Below are 14389 nucleotides of genomic sequence, written 5' to 3'. Positions count from 1 at the left end.
CGCGCAGTACGGGAGAAGTCCGGCGACGGGAGTTGCGGATGACCGACGTGAAGCCGACCCTGCGGGCGGTGCCCCTGGCGGTGGCGCGACGCGGACCCAAGGGCGGGACGCTGCTCGCGCTGCTGCGCACCACCGACCCGAAGCAGATCGGGTTGCTGTACCTGACGACGTCGTTCGCCTTCTTCATGGCGGGCGGCGCGATGGCGCTGCTGATGCGCGGCGAGCTGGCCCGGCCGGGGCTGCAGTTCCTGTCGCCGGAGCAGTACAACCAGCTCTTCACCATGCACGGCACGATCATGCTGCTGCTCTACGCCACCCCGAACCTCTTCGGGTTCGCGAACTACATCCTGCCGCTGCAGATCGGCGCGCCGGACGTCGCGTTCCCGCGGCTCAACGGCTTCGCCTACTGGCTCTACCTGTTCGGCGGGCTGATCGTCATCAGCTCGTTCCTCACCCCGGGCGGCGCGCCCGACTTCGGCTGGACGGCCTACACCCCGCTGTCCAACGCCATCCACTCGCCGGGCATCGGCGGCGACCTGTGGATCATGGGCCTGATCGTGTCCGGGCTCGGCACCATCCTCGGCGCGGTCAACATGGTCACCACGATCGTGTGCCTGCGCGCGCCCGGGATGACGATGTGGCGGATGCCGATCTTCACCTGGAACATCCTGTTCACCGCGGTCCTGATCATGCTGGCGTTCCCGATCCTCACGGCGGCGCTGTTCGGCCTCGAAGCGGACCGCCGGCTCGGGGCGCACGTGTTCGACCCCGAAAACGGCGGGGCGATCATGTTCCAGCACCTGTTCTGGTTCTTCGGCCACCCCGAGGTCTACATCGTGGCGCTGCCCTACTTCGGGATCGTCACCGAGATCGTGCCGGTGTTCAGCCGGAAACCGCTCTACGGCTACCGGCTGATGGTGTTCGCGACCGTCGCGATCACCGGCCTGTCGGCGGTGGTGTGGGCGCACCACATGTTCGCCACCGGCGCGGTGCTGCTGCCGTTCTTCTCGATCATGACCTTCTTCATCGCCGTCCCGACCGGGATCAAGTTCTTCAACTGGATCGGCACGATGTGGAAGGGGAACCTGACCTTCGAGACGCCGATGCTGTGGGCGGTCGGCTTCATGGTCACGTTCCTGTTCGGCGGCCTCACCGGGATCATCCTGGCGTCGCCGCCGCTGGACTTCCACGTGACCGACAGCTATTTCGTCGTCGCGCACTTCCACTACGTGCTGTTCGGCACGATCGTGTTCGCGACGTTCGCCGGGATCTACTTCTGGTTCCCGAAGATGACCGGCCGGATGCTCGACGAGGGCCTCGGCAAGTGGCACTTCTGGACGACGTTCATCGGCTTCCACACGACGTTCCTGGTGCAGCACTGGCTCGGCGACGAGGGCATGCCGCGCCGGTACGCGGACTACCTGACCTCGGACGGCTTCACGACGCTGAACACGATCTCGACGATCGGCGCGTTCATCCTGGGCGCGTCGACGCTGCCGTTCATCTGGAACGTCGTGAAGAGCTACCGCTACGGCGAACAGGTCCTGGTCGACGACCCGTGGGGCTTCGGCAACAGCCTCGAATGGGCGACGACGTGCCCGCCCCCGCGGCACAACTTCCTGGACCTGCCCCGCATCCGGTCGGAGCGGCCCGCGTTCGAGCTGCACCACCCGGAAGCGGTCGCACGGATGAACGAGGAGCGGCACGTCCGCTCGAAACGGGCCCAGGCCCGGGCGGACGCGTCGCACTGACCCCGGGGCTCAGACCGGTGCGGGCTCCGGGTGCGGCGCCGAGACCGTGAGGCGCCGGTCGGCCTCCGTCACCCGCAAAGCCCGGCGGACCATCGGGTTCGTCCCGGTGCGCACCGACAGCTCGGTGCCGTTCTGCTCGGCCTGCAGCGCCGTGTGCAGGAGCACCCGGACGCCCGCCACACCGAGGAAGTCCACTTCGGACAGATCGAGGGTCAGCCGCTCAGGTCTGGCCCACAGGCGGTCCGAGACGAGGGCGGCCAGATCGCCGGCCGTCGCGGTGTCGAGCGCGCCGCGGACGGAGACCAGCACCGCGTGCGGAGCGGGCCACGTCGTGCGCAGCCGCAAGGAGGGATTTCGGAGCTGGGGGACCATCAAGCCGGTTCGCCGCCGTCCAGATACCGCGCGGGGCCGAAGCGCCGCGCTCGAGGTGTTCCGAGCCGGCTGCTGTGCTGAACCGATGACCGAACCCTAACCGGGTGCGAGCGGTCCGCAACCGTCGTTGCTCCGAACGGGCGTGTGGCGCTCCGCGGCGGTGACCGCTTGTGCCCGCGCTCACCGGGATGCAGTAATCTCGCCCTGGACCCGTTAAAGCGCTAGCGGCCCACTAGTGGCGCGCGCCCGGGTCCTCCCTGGTCAAGAGCGCCCGAAGAACCAAGAAGAAGGGCGTCACCAGGATGACGGGCGGCCATGAGCAGCTCACCGCGCGGCTGGACGAAGTGACTGTCGCGATGGAGTCCCTGACCGCGATGCTGGACTCGGAACTCGACCTGGGCCAGATGTTGCAGGCGGTGTGTGATCACGTGGTGCAGGTGGTGCCGGGGGCCGACATGGCCAGCATCACCCTGGTGCGCGAAGGCGTGCCGGAAACGGTGGCCAGCACGGACCAGCGGGCCGTGAACTTCGACCGCGAGCAGTACCGGATCGGGGACGGCCCGTGCCTGCGCGCGGCCGAGACCGGCCAGCCGGTGCGCGTCGGCGTCGGCGCGGTGGGAGACGTCTGGCCGCAGTTCGTGTCCAAGGCCGAGCAGCTGGGCGTGGCGAGCTTCCTGGCCGCGCCGCTGACCGTCGACGAGGACATGTCCGGCGCGGTGAACCTGTTCGGCTTCGGCGAGCACGGCTTCAGCGAGCTGAGCACGAAGATCCTCGAGCTGTACACGGCGACGGTGGTGGTCGGCCTGCGCAGCGCGCGCCGGTACTTCGCGGCGCGCGAGCTGATCGACCAGCTGAACCGCGCGCTCGAGACGCGCGCGGTGATCGACCAGGCCAAGGGGATCCTGATGGCCGCGCACCGGATCAGCGCCGAGGAGGCGTTCCAGCGGCTGGTGAAGCGCTCCCAGGACGGCAACCGGAAGCTGCACGAGGTGGCGGCGGAGTTCGTGGAGGCGGTCGCGACCACGACCGCGTGACGGGAGCCGGCCCGCTGGGCTACGGCTGGCCGGTCGGGACCTCGTCCGGCGGGGCCTCGGTCTCCGTCAGCGGGTCGGGCCGGTGCCTGCTTCGCTGGCACGTCGTGCAGACCAGGGTCCGGCCGAGCACGGTCCCGTCGTCGGCCACGACCTGGGCGACGTGCATCGTCGGGAACCCGCAGACTTCGCAGGGCAGCGACCCGTCCTCACGGCTGATGCGGAGCTGGGTGCCCATCCGGCCTCCTGGTGTGACTTGGGTCTCACATACCTTGCCGGTTTCCCGGTCGGAACTGGCCGAATTCACTCGTTCGGCCTAGCCCCGGCTGTCTCCGGGAACCCGTTCGGTGCCTCTTGTGTTGGGTGGGATGAGACCGGGTAATCGCCTCGGCGAAGCGTGACCGGGGAGTGCCGGAGGGGAGAAAACATGCGAGACAAGCGGAACGACCTGCGACCGGTGGCGGACCTCCTCCTGGAGGGCGGGGACACGCCGGAACAGGCTTCGACGCGGCGCAAGGCGGCCCTGGCCGTCGCCGCGAACGCCAAGGACGCCGAAGACTGCGCCCAGCTGCTCGACATGCTGGGCCTGCACCGGTCCGGCGGCCGCAGCAGCAGCGAAGTCGCCTGACGCACGACGCACCCGGAGCCCGCCGAGACCACCCGTCCGGCGGGCTCCGGTGCGTCACCCTCCGCTACGACGCCGCGTTTCGGGCACCGGCTACGCGGGTATCGCTGCCGGTGAGGAGGTCGAGACATGGCCAGACCGGTGTGGAGCGGCGCGCTGAGCCTCGGGCTGGTCACCGTTCCGGTGGAGCTGTACCCGGCGGTGGCGGACCACACGATCCACTTCCACCAGTTCGAGCGCGGCACGTCCGACCGGATCCGCAACCGCCGCGTCAACGAGCGGACCGGCGACGAGGTGACCCAGGACGAGATCGTCAAGGGCTACGACCTCGGCGGCGGCGACCACGTGCTCGTCGAGCCCGACGAGCTGGACGAGATCGCTCCCGAGCGGTCCCGGCGCATCGACATCGAGCAGTTCGTCGGGCTGGCCGAGATCGACCCCTGGTTCTTCGACCGCACGTACTGGCTCAAGCCGGCGAAGGAGGACTTCGCCAAGGCGTACGGCCTGCTGCTGCAGGCGATGGACCGCAGCGAGAAGGCGGGCGTCGCGAAGTTCGTGCTGCGCGGCAAGGAGTACCTCTGCGCGATCCGCGCGGGCGAGGACGTGATGGTGCTCAACACCCTGCACTTCGTCGCGGACCTGCGGAAGCCGAAGGACGTCATGGGCGGCCTGCCCAGCCTGCCGAAGCCGCGGCCCAAGGAGCTCGACATGGCACTCGCGCTCGTCGACGAGATGACGTCGCCGTGGAAGCCGGCCGACTACCGCGACGAGTACTCCGAGCGCGTCGAGAAGCTGATCAAGGCCAAGGAGCAGGGCAAGGAGATCGCCCACGAGGAGGAGCCGGAGCCGTCGGCCGACGTCGTCGACCTCTTCGAGGCGCTGTCACGCAGCGTGAAGAACCGCAAGGGCGGCGGCAAGAAGGACCTCTCCGGCCTGTCGAAGTCCGAACTGGGCAAGCTGGCCCGCGAGCAGGGCGTGAAGGGGCGTTCGAAGATGACGCGCGCCCAGCTGGAGAAGGCGCTGAAGGCATCGTGAGCCGGAGCCGGGGAAAGCTCGAAGTCGCGACGCGCGTCGCCCTGGACACCCCCGGCGACCTGGCCGAGCACTACACGCCGGGCGTCGCGGACCAGGCGAAGCGGATCGCGGACGACCCGTCGGCGCTCGCCCGCGAGACCGTGAAGGCCAACTCCGTCGCCATCGTGTCCGACGGGTCCGCGCTGCTCGGGCTCGGCGACCAGGGCCCGGCCGCCGCGTTGCCCGTGCTGGAGGGCAAGGCGGCGCTGCTCAAGCGGTTCGCCGACGTCGACGCGTGGCCGATCTGCCCGGTCAGCCGCGAACCCGACGACCTCGTGCGCACCGTGAAGGACCTGGCGACCTCCTTCGGCGCGATCAACCTCGAGGACATCGCCGCGCCGCGGTGCTTCACGATCGAGCGGCGCCTGCACGACGAGCTGGACATCCCGGTCTTCCACGACGACCAGCACGGCACGGCGGTCGTCGTGCTCGGTGCCCTGCACAACGCGCTGAAGCTGACCGGCCGCGAGCCCGGGGGCACGTCGGTCGTCATCGCCGGCGCCGGCGCGGCGGGCAGCGCGATCGCGCGGTTGCTGCTGCGCGCGGGCTACCGCGCCGAGGGGATCGTCGTCTGCGACAGCGAAGGCGTGCTGCACGCGGGCCGCGACCTGATGGGGGAGAAGCACTGGCTGGCGGAGAACACCAACCCCGGCGGGGCCACCGGAAGCGTGCGGGACGCGGTGCGCGACGCGGACGTCTTCGTCGGCGTCAGCGCGGGCGGCCTCCTCGAGCCGGCCGACATCGCCGCGATGGCCGACCGGGCGATCGTGTTCGCGCTGGCCGACCCGGATCCGGAGGTCGACCCGGACGCGGCGCGCGAGCACGCGGAGGTCGTCGCCACCGGACGCGGCGACCATCCCAACCAGATCACCACCGTGCTGGCGTTCCCGGGCATGTTCTGCGGCCTGCTCGACTCGGGTGCGCCACGGGTGACCGGGGAGATGCTGCTGGCGGCGTCGCGCGCACTGGCGGACGTGGTGGGCGAAGACCTGGACGCGGGGCACATCGTGCCGAGCGTGTTCGACGAGGCGCTGGTGCCGGCGGTCGCGGAGGCGGTCATCGGTGCGGCGAAAGCGGCCGAATAGACCGAAATGTCCACTGTGGACCGGTCAGGGCCGCTCGGTGCCGTCCGCGGCCGGACCGCGGGCCGTCTCGGCGCGGGCGATGTGCCACGCCACGAGGGCGCCGGCGCCGACCGTGCCCCACAGCACGAGCCCGGCGTCGCGCGCGAACAGGCCGACGACCAGCATGAGCCCCGCGGTGATGTCGGACAGCAGGAGCAACAGGTTCCACCGCCTGGTTTCCCGCGGGGTGCGGCCGGCGAAGGCTGCCGCGAACGCGGGGTCGCTCGCCTGCAGCTCCGCCTCGATCTCGCGCAGAGCGTGGCGTTCGCGATCCGGCAGCATGGGGGCCTCCTCGCCTCGGCTATCGCAGTGGTACCCGTTCCGCCGGCGTCCGAAGCGGCACTTTCCGGGGAAAGTCAGTGGTTGTCGCGGGGGATGCCCTTGGTCTTCGCGATCCGCTGGTACGCCACCGCCGGGCGCAGCACCATGCCGTCGCAGAGCTGGTCGACCATCGACCGCTGGATCTCCTGCCACGGGGTCTGCGCTTCCGGGACCGGGTACCCGCCCGACTCTGCCAGCTCCTTGTGCCGCAGCGCGAGCTCTTCGTCCGGGATGAGCACGTTCGCGGTGCCGGCGGCGAGGTCGATCCGCACCCGGTCGCCGGTCCGCAGCACCGCCAGCCCGCCACCGGCCGCGGCTTCGGGGGACGCGTTGAGGATCGACGGCGACCCGGACGTGCCGGACTGGCGGCCGTCGCCGAGGCACGGCAGCTCGTGCACCCCGCGCTTGATCAGCTCGGCCGGCGGGCGCATGTTGACGACCTCGGCCGAGCCCGGGTAGCCGAGCGGGCCGGTGCCGCGCATGACGAGCAGCGAGTGCTCGTCGACGCCGAGGTCCGGGTCGTCGATGCGGGCGTGGTAGTCCTCGGGGCCGTCGAACACGACCGCCGTGCCCTCGTAGACGCCGCCGGCCAGGTACCGGCGGCGGAACTCGGGCGAGATCACGCTCGACTTCATGATCGCCGCGTCGAAGAGGTTGCCCTTGAGGACGAGGAAGCCGGCGTCGGCGGTGAGGGCGGTGTCGAAGGTCCGGATGACGTCCCGGTCGCCGGCTTCGGCGTCGCGGCAGTTGTCGCCGAGCGTGCGGCCGTTGACCGTCGGCGCGTCCTCGTGGACGAGCCCGTGCCGCATCAGCTCGTGCACCACCGCCGGGACGCCGCCCGCGCGGTGGAACTCCTCGCCGAGGTACTTCCCGGCCGGCTGGAGGTCGACCAGCAGCGGGACGCGGTGGCCGAGCCGCTGCCAGTCGTCGAGGGGCAGGTCCACGCCGACGTGCCGGGCGATCGCGCCGATGTGGATGGGCGCGTTGGTCGAGCCGCCGATCGCCGAGCTCACCACGATGGCGTTCTCGAACGCTTCGCGCGTCAGGATGTCCGACGGCTTGAGGTCTTCGCGCACCAGCTCGACGATCCTTCGTCCGGTCAGGTAGGCCATCCGGGCGCGGTCTCGGTGCGGTGCGGGGATGGCGGCGCAGCCGGGCAGGCTCATCCCGAGCGCCTCGGCGAGCGCGTTCATCGTCGAGGCGGTGCCCATGGTGTTGCAGTGCCCCGGTGACGGCGCGGACGACGCCACGAGCTCCATGAACCCGGCGTCGTCGATCTCGCCGGCGGCGAGCAGTTCGCGGGCCTTCCAGACGATCGTGCCGGACCCGGTGCGCTCGCCGTTGTGCCAGCCGTTGAGCATGGGGCCGCCGGAGAGCACGATCGACGGGATGTCGACGGTCGCGGCGGCCATCAGGCACGCCGGGGTGGTCTTGTCGCAGCCGGTGGTGAGGACGACGCCGTCGATCGGGTAGCCGTAGAGCGTCTCGACCAGGCCCAGGTAGGCGAGGTTGCGGTCCAGGGCGGCGGTGGGGCGCTTGCCGGTCTCCTGGATGGGGTGGACCGGGAACTCGATGGCGATTCCGCCGGCCTCGCGGATGCCTTCGCGGGTGCGGTCGGCGAGCTGGAGGTGGTGGCGGTTGCAGGGGGAGAGGTCGGAGCCGGTCTGGGCGATGCCGATGATGGGTTTGCCGGACTGCAGCTCTTCCCTGGTCAAGCCCCAGTTCATGTACCGCTCCAGGTAGAGGGCGGTCATTCCGGGGTCGGCGGGGTTGTTGAACCAAGCTTCGCTGCGCAGTCCCATACTGGCCAGTTTGGCATAGGCTCAAAGCCCTTCCGGCACCCCGAAGCCTGTCATTGTGACTACGGCCGGCAACACCGCGTCAAGGCGGGAAAGATGCCTTGACCCGGTGCTGCCGGCCGTGTTCTGGCTTCGGATCGGGGTGCGGGGGGTCTGGGTTCTCGTCGGTGGCTGGTCTCGAGGTCCCTCGCGGTGCCCCGTGTCAGCCCAGGCCGTTCAAGCCGATCACTCGGGAGTACCAGTGGGCGCTGCGCTTCAGCGTTCGGACCTGTGTCGCGTAGTCGACGTGGATCAGGCCGAACCTCTTTGCGTACCCCTCGGCCCACTCGAAGTTGTCCAGCAACGACCAGTAGAAGTAGCCGCGTAGGTCCACGCCCGCCGCCACGGCGTCGTGCGCTGCTCGGAGGTGGGAGTCCAGGAACGCCACGCGGTCGGTGTCGACGATGTCACCGCCGTCGGAGACTATGTCCGGGTACGCCGCTCCGTTCTCCGTGATGTACAGCGGGACGCTCCGATAACCGCGGTGGACCTGCAGCAGCGACTCCGTCAGTCCGGCCGGCTGGACCTCCCAGCCGGAGTCCGTGCGGGGGGCCGCCGGGTCCGGGACGAAGTGGACGTCGCCCGCTCCGACCCACTCCGGGCCCGCCGGCTCGCTGCCCGGCACCGGACGGCCCGCCACCCGGTAGTCGCGGTAGTAGTTCACGCCCAGCCAGTCGATGTGCGCCGCGATGATCGCCGCGTCCTCCGCCCGGACCACGTCCCCGAGCCCGAACGGTGCGAGGTCGGCCACCAGGTCGTCCGGGTAGCCGCCGCGCAGCACCGGGTCCAGGAACAGCCGGTTCTGCAGGCCGTCGATCCGGCGGGCCGCGGAGACGTCGGAGACGTTCGCCGGGTCGTGCGGTACGACGGGGTACAGGTTGAGCGTGATGCCGGCCGGGACGCCCGGCGCGTGGCGGCGGATCACGTCCATCGCCAGCCCGTGCCCCAGCAGCAGGTGGTGCGTGGCGGCGACGGCGGCCGGGTGGTCGGTGCGGCCGGGTGCGTGGATGCCGCCCGCGTAGCCGAGCATCGCCGCGCACCACGGCTCGTTCAGCGTCGACCAGCTCGCGACGCGGTCACCGAGGCGCTCCAGCACCGTCTCGGCGTACTCGGCGAACCGGTAGGCGGTGTCCCGGTTCGTCCAGCCGCCCCGCTCTTCGAGCGCCTGCGGGAGGTCCCAGTGGTAGAGCGTCGCCCACGGCTCGATCCCGGCCTCCAGCAGGCTGTCGACCAGCCGGTCGTAGAAGGCGAGCCCGGCGGCGTTGGGGGCGCCGCCGTCCGGGCGCACCCGGGGCCACGCCAGCGAGAAGCGGTAGGCGCCGAGGCCGAGCCGGCGCATCAGGCCGACGTCCTCGGAGTACCGGTGGTAGTGGTCGGCGGCCGGGTCGCCGGTGTCGCCGCCCACGACCGCACCCGGGCGGCGGGCGAAGACGTCCCAGACCGAGTCGGTGCGCCCGTCGGCCGTGGTGGCCCCTTCGACCTGGAACGCCGCCGTGGCGGCACCCCAGACGAAGCCGGGCGGGAACATCTGCGCGGTCTCCGCCCGAACGCTGTCGGGATGTACGGACATGGTCACCCTTTCACGGCACCTTGCATGATCCCGGCCACGATCTGGCGGCCGAGGAGGACGAAGACGATGAGGATCGGGATGGTGGCCAGGGTCGTGCCGGCCAGCACCAGCGAATAGTCGACGTAGTAGCCGCTCTGGAGCTTCTCCAGCGCGACCTGGACGGTCGGGTTGCCCGCGTCCAGGACCACCAGCGGCCACAGGAAGTCGTTCCACGACATCATGAACGTGAACATCGCCAGGATCGCCGCGGCCGGCCGGACCGCGGGCAGGCAGACGTTCCAGAAGATCCGGATCATGCTGCAGCCGTCGACGCGCGCGGCCTCGATCAGCTCGTACGGCAGCGCGTCCACTGTGTACTGCCGCATCCAGAACACGCCGAACGCGGTGACCAGGTTGGGCACGATCACCGCCGTCAGGCTCCCCGTCCAGCCCAGCTCGGACATCGCGATGAACAGCGGGATGATGCCCAGCTGGGTGGGCACTGCGAGCGTGACGACGATGAACACGAACAGCTTGTTGCGCCCCCGGAACCGCAGTTTCGCGAAGGCGAACCCGGCCAGCGAGGAGAACAGCACCGTCGTCAGCGTCACCGTGCCGGACACGATGACGCTGTTGGCCAGTGCCTTCCAGAACGGCACGGTGTCGAACACCCGCGCGGCGTTGGCGAAGAAGTTGCCGCCGGGCACGAACGGCGGGATGCGCTCGGTGAGCATCCCGTTGTCGCGGCTGGCCACCAGGAACGACCAGTAGAACGGGAACAGCGAACCGAGCACGAAGATCGCCAGCACGACGTAGGTCGCCTTGCGTGGCTTGCCGAGCGTGGCGACCTTCCGCCTCAGTCCACTCTGGAGGGTGGTCATTTCTTCTTCACCGCCTGGGGACGCGCGATCCGGCCGGTGAGGAAGAAGTTCACCAGCGCGATGAGCACGATGATCACGAACAGCACCCAGGCGATCGCCGAGGCGTAACCGAGATCGGCGTTCTGGAACGCCGTCTGGTAGAGGTACAGCGTCACGGTCTGGAACTGGTTGGTGGAACCGCCGTTGTTCGACCCGGGCATGGCGTCGAACAGCTTCGGCTCGGTGAAGATCTGCAGGCCGCCGATCGTCGAGGTGATCGTGACGAAGATCAGCGTCGGCCGGAGCAGCGGCAGGGTGACGTTCCAGAAGCGGCGCCACGTGCCGGCGCCGTCGATCAGGGCCGCTTCGTGCAGCTCCTTCGGAATGGCCTGCATGGCCGCGAGCACGATCAGGGCGTTGTAACCGGTCCAGCGCCAGTTGACCATGATCGCGATCGCGACGTGGCTGCCGAACCGGCTGGCCTGCCAGTCGACCGGATCCAGCCCGATGGTCTGCAGCACGCCGTTGATCAGCCCGTACTTCGGGCCGAAGAGGTTGGCGAAGATGATGCCGATGGCGACGAGGCTGGCCGCGTACGGCAGCAGGATGCCCACCCGCCAGCCGGTCGCACCGCGCAGCCGGGAGCCGAGCAGGGCCGCCAGCAGCACGGCGATGATGATCTGCGGGATGCTGGAGAGCAGGAAGATGCTGATCGTGTTCGTCAGCGCGTTCCAGAACTGCGCGTCGGCGAAGAGCTCCTTGAAGTTGTCGAGGCCGATGAAGTCGGGGTCGTCGCTGCCGGCTTCCCACTTGAACAGCGAGACGTACGCGGTGTACAGCAGCGGGAACAGCCCGACGATCCCGAAGAGGATGAAGAACGGCGCGATGTAGAGGTACGGCGAGACCTTGACGTCCCACCGGCTCAACCGGTGACGGAAGGTGGGCCGGGGAGACGTGCGCTCCCCGGCCTTACTCCCTTCCGGCGCGACCTTGTCGAGGACGGTCATCGGCTCAGCGCGTGATCTTCTTCGCGGCGTCGACCATCTGGTTCCAGCCGTCCGCCGCCGACTTGCCCTGTTCGACCGCCTGCAGCGCCGGGCTGGAGGCGTTCTCCTGGATCTGGCCGTCGCCCGGGCCCTTGTACTGCGGCTTCTGGACCTTCTTGGCCTGCTCAGCGAACAGCTCGCCGACCTTCGTGCCGCCGAAGTAGTCGTCGGTCTTGCTCAGCAGTGCGGGGTCCGTGAGGGCCTTGACCTGGCTCGGGAAGGTGCCCTTGGCCTGGAACGCCTTGATCTGCTGCTCCGGCGCGGTCAGCCACGCGGCCAGCTCGGCGGCTTCCTTCGGGTGCTTCGACTGCGTCGGCACGGTCAGGTACGAGCCGCCCCAGTTCCCGCCGCCGCCGGGGAAGGCCGCGGTGACCGCCCACTTGCCGGCGTTCTCGGGGCCCGCCTGCTCCTTGATCACGCCGAGCATCCAGGCCGGGCACACCTTCGTGGCGAACGCGCCCTGCTTGAAGCCGGTGTTCCACTCGTTGCTGAACGCGGTCAGCTTGGCCGACTCGCCCTTGGCGACGGCGTCGGTGACCTTGGTCCAGGCGTCCTTGATGCCCTGGTTGCTCTCGACGGCGAGCTTGTCGTCGCTGCCGATGTAGCCCTGGGGGAGCTGGTTGACCATGGCGTTGAAGTTCTGCGCGGCCGAGTCGAACCAGGCCTTGCCCTTCGACTTGGAGACGTAGTCGGCGCCGGCGGCGAAGTAGCTGTCCCAGGTGGCGAACAGCGGCTTGACCTGCTCGGGGTCGGTCGGCAGGCCGGCGGCCTGGAACATGTCCTTGCGGTAGCACATGGCGAGCGGGCCGATGTCGGTGCCGTAGCCGATGAGCTTGCCGTCCTTGGTCTTGGCAGCGTCGTACTTCCAGCTCAGCCAGCGGTCGGGGGAGGCGTCGGCCGGTCCGATCTTGCTCAGGTCGTTGAACTTCGAGCCCTTGTCGAGGAAGTCGGACAGGTGGCCCTCTTCGAGCGCCGTGACGTCGGCGAGGCCCGAGCCGGCGGCGAGCTTGGTGACGAGGTCCTCGTGGTACGGGCCGCCCTGGCCGGTCTTGCGGTGGGTGATCTTGATGTTCGGGTGCAGCCGCTCGTACTCCGGGATGAGTGCCTCGTAGCCGAACTCGGTGAACGTCGCCAGCGTCAGGTCCACGTGCTCGTTCGGGCCCGCCGCGGGCGGGGTGCTGCTGTCACCGCCGCTGCCGCAAGCCGTGGCGCCGAGCGCCGTCATCGTGATGCCCAGTGCGAGGACCAGGCCGTTCCGGATCGTTCTCACGTGTTCAACCACCTTGTTGACGGGAATGAGCGCTCTCACTGCTGGGAGCCCGACTGGGAGCGCTCCCAGGTGTCGCAGAGTCTGCTGGGGGCCTTCACCGGTGTCAAGGGGTCGTGACCGGAGTGTTTCCTGCGAGGAGCGCTCCCGGACTTCGTCTCCGCCTGCCGGTTAAGCTGTCGGCGTCCAGGTGGTTGTGGGAGCGAGGGCGGTAGGCGTGGGGCCTCGAGCAGGGGATGAAGAGCGGCCGACGTTGGAGGATGTCGCGGCGTTCGCCGGCGTGTCGCGGTCGACGGCGTCGCGCGCGTTGAACGACGACGCGTACGTCAGCGCGGCGGCGCGCGAGAAGGTGCAGGCCGCGGCCCGTGACCTGGGCTATTCCCCGAACCAGGCGGCTCGTTCGCTGGTCACCCGGCGCACCGGGGCGATCGCGGTGGTGCTGTCGGAGCCCGAGGACCTGCTGCTCGACGACCCGTACCGCGCCGCCGTCATGCGGGCCGGCTACCGGGAGCTCGCCGACGTCGGCCGTCAGATGGTGCTGATCTTCAGCGACACCCGGCAGGACCTGAGCCGGACCGTCCGGTTCCTCGAGGGCGGCCACGTCGACGGCGCGCTGGTGTTCGCGCCGCACCGGGCCGACCCGCTGCCCAAGGCGCTGCGGCTGCTGCGGATCCCGGTGGTGTTCGGCGGGCAGGCGGCCGGCATCCGCCGCGGCGTCCACGTCGTCGACTTCGACAACGAGGGCGGCGCCCGCCTGGCGGTGGAGCACCTGGTCGCGGCCGGGCGGCGGCGGATCGGGACGGTGGCCGGGCCGCAGGACCAGAGCGCCCCGATCGACCGGCTCGCCGGCTGGCGCAAGACCCTCCTCGACGCCGGGCTCGACCCCGCCGACCTGGCCGAAGAGGCCGACTTCACGCTGTCCGGCGGCGCTTCCGCGATGTCGGCGTTGCTCGCGCGGCACCCCGACCTCGACGCGGTGTTCGTCGCGAGCGACATGATGGCGGTGGGCGCGCTGCGCACGTTGGACGCGGCCGGCCGTCGCATCCCCGAAGACGTCGCGGTGGTCAGCTTCGACGACAACGCCACGCTGGCCCCGGCCATGGACCCACCCCTGACATCGGTGCACCAGTCCCCGCGCGAGCAGGTCCACGCGATGGTCGAGACGCTGATGCAGCTCCTCGACGACCAGAGCCTCAAGCCGCGGCAGCAGATCCTCCCGGTCTCCCTGGCGGTCCGCGCCTCGAGCTGACCGTGTCGTCCACCTGCGCACGCGTGTCGTCCATGCGCGTACGCGTGTCGTCCGGCTGAGTCCGGGACGGGTGCCGTGCCGGGATGGCCGACACGCGTACTTGCGCGGACGACACGCGTACCTGGATGGACGACACGGTGGGGGGCGCCGGTGGCTGGGAGCGGTCCCGCCTGAGGTGCACGCCTTCGGCGCTAAACGGTGTTCGCTCGACACGGCGCGTGACCGTTTCGCTGGGCCGTTCGAGTGACGCGGCGACGATCGGCCGCGGCTGTTCAGGAGTGT

At 70.0% G+C, this 14389-nt stretch carries 14 protein-coding genes; 6 read left to right on the top strand and 8 right to left on the bottom strand.

From position 1 onward, the window contains the following. The first annotated feature begins 38 nt into the window (after nt 1–38). Nucleotides 39–1751, top strand: coding sequence for an aa3-type cytochrome oxidase subunit I (ctaD, locus tag ACZ7OU_RS34070; protein WP_470258372.1), 1713 nt, complete (start codon nt 39–41; stop codon nt 1749–1751). A 9-nt stretch (nt 1752–1760) separates the two neighbouring features. On the opposite strand, the gene ACZ7OU_RS34065 is transcribed toward ctaD, so the two are convergent. Next, on the bottom strand, nt 1761–2096 hold the full coding sequence (locus tag ACZ7OU_RS34065) for an STAS domain-containing protein (protein ID WP_470258371.1): 336 nt from the start codon (nt 2094–2096) through the stop codon (nt 1761–1763). Nucleotides 2097–2425: 329 nt separating this feature from the next. Here ACZ7OU_RS34065 and ACZ7OU_RS34060 point away from each other — a divergent pair, with 329 nt between their 5' ends. Next, the gene (locus ACZ7OU_RS34060) at nt 2426–3157 is read left to right on the top strand and encodes an ANTAR domain-containing response regulator (RefSeq protein WP_470244547.1); all 732 of its coding nucleotides are present in this window, start codon (nt 2426–2428) and stop codon (nt 3155–3157) included. 19 nt (nt 3158–3176) lie between these two features. Here the strand turns inward: ACZ7OU_RS34060 and ACZ7OU_RS34055 are convergent, their stop codons facing one another. Then, the gene (locus ACZ7OU_RS34055) at nt 3177–3392 is read right to left on the bottom strand and encodes a hypothetical protein (protein ID WP_470244546.1); all 216 of its coding nucleotides are present in this window, start codon (nt 3390–3392) and stop codon (nt 3177–3179) included. Between the two features lie 189 nt (nt 3393–3581). On the opposite strand from ACZ7OU_RS34055, the gene ACZ7OU_RS34050 reads away from it, so the two are divergent. From ACZ7OU_RS34050 to ACZ7OU_RS34040, 3 genes are all read left to right on the top strand, one after another. Then, entirely contained in the window at nt 3582–3782 is a 201-nt protein-coding gene (locus tag ACZ7OU_RS34050; protein ID WP_470244545.1) for a hypothetical protein, read from the top strand. Nucleotides 3783–3908: 126 nt separating this feature from the next. Beyond that, the gene (ku, locus tag ACZ7OU_RS34045; protein ID WP_470244544.1) at nt 3909–4814 is read left to right on the top strand and encodes a non-homologous end joining protein Ku; all 906 of its coding nucleotides are present in this window, start codon (nt 3909–3911) and stop codon (nt 4812–4814) included. After that, nucleotides 4811–5938 carry an NAD(P)-dependent malic enzyme gene (locus ACZ7OU_RS34040; RefSeq protein WP_470258370.1) on the top strand — a complete coding sequence of 376 codons (1128 nt, stop codon included), beginning with the start codon at nt 4811–4813 and terminating at the stop codon, nt 5936–5938. The genes ku and ACZ7OU_RS34040 overlap by 4 nt, the downstream gene beginning before the upstream one ends. A 24-nt stretch (nt 5939–5962) precedes the next feature. Here ACZ7OU_RS34040 and ACZ7OU_RS34035 read toward each other — a convergent pair whose 3' ends face one another. The 6 genes from ACZ7OU_RS34035 to ACZ7OU_RS34010 all read right to left on the bottom strand — a co-directional run bounded on the left by ACZ7OU_RS34035 (nt 5963) and on the right by ACZ7OU_RS34010 (nt 12861). After that, a complete protein-coding gene (locus ACZ7OU_RS34035) occupies nt 5963–6259 on the bottom strand; it encodes a DUF3040 domain-containing protein (RefSeq protein WP_470258369.1) in 297 nt (98 codons plus the stop codon). 74 nt (nt 6260–6333) lie between these two features. Beyond that, the gene (locus ACZ7OU_RS34030) at nt 6334–8100 is read right to left on the bottom strand and encodes an IlvD/Edd family dehydratase (RefSeq protein ID WP_470258368.1); all 1767 of its coding nucleotides are present in this window, start codon (nt 8098–8100) and stop codon (nt 6334–6336) included. A 199-nt stretch (nt 8101–8299) separates the two neighbouring features. Then, nucleotides 8300–9712 (bottom strand): GH1 family beta-glucosidase, encoded by a 1413-nt coding sequence (locus tag ACZ7OU_RS34025; protein ID WP_470258367.1) that lies wholly within the window; start codon nt 9710–9712, stop codon nt 8300–8302. Next, nucleotides 9709–10566, bottom strand: coding sequence for a carbohydrate ABC transporter permease (locus tag ACZ7OU_RS34020; RefSeq protein WP_470258366.1), 858 nt, complete (start codon nt 10564–10566; stop codon nt 9709–9711). The genes ACZ7OU_RS34025 and ACZ7OU_RS34020 overlap by 4 nt, the downstream gene beginning before the upstream one ends. Continuing rightward, nucleotides 10563–11552 carry a carbohydrate ABC transporter permease gene (locus tag ACZ7OU_RS34015; protein ID WP_470258365.1) on the bottom strand — a complete coding sequence of 330 codons (990 nt, stop codon included), beginning with the start codon at nt 11550–11552 and terminating at the stop codon, nt 10563–10565. The genes ACZ7OU_RS34020 and ACZ7OU_RS34015 overlap by 4 nt, the downstream gene beginning before the upstream one ends. A gap of 4 nt (nt 11553–11556) precedes the next feature. Next, entirely contained in the window at nt 11557–12861 is a 1305-nt protein-coding gene (locus tag ACZ7OU_RS34010) for an ABC transporter substrate-binding protein (protein ID WP_470244537.1), read from the bottom strand. A gap of 250 nt (nt 12862–13111) precedes the next feature. Here ACZ7OU_RS34010 and ACZ7OU_RS34005 point away from each other — a divergent pair, with 250 nt between their 5' ends. Then, nucleotides 13112–14107 (top strand): LacI family DNA-binding transcriptional regulator, encoded by a 996-nt coding sequence (locus ACZ7OU_RS34005; RefSeq protein ID WP_470244536.1) that lies wholly within the window; start codon nt 13112–13114, stop codon nt 14105–14107. Nucleotides 14108–14389 lie beyond the last annotated feature (282 nt).

Source organism: Amycolatopsis sp. NPDC114505 (assembly GCF_055633615.1).
This window is presented reverse-complemented; position numbering and strand designations above follow the sequence as displayed.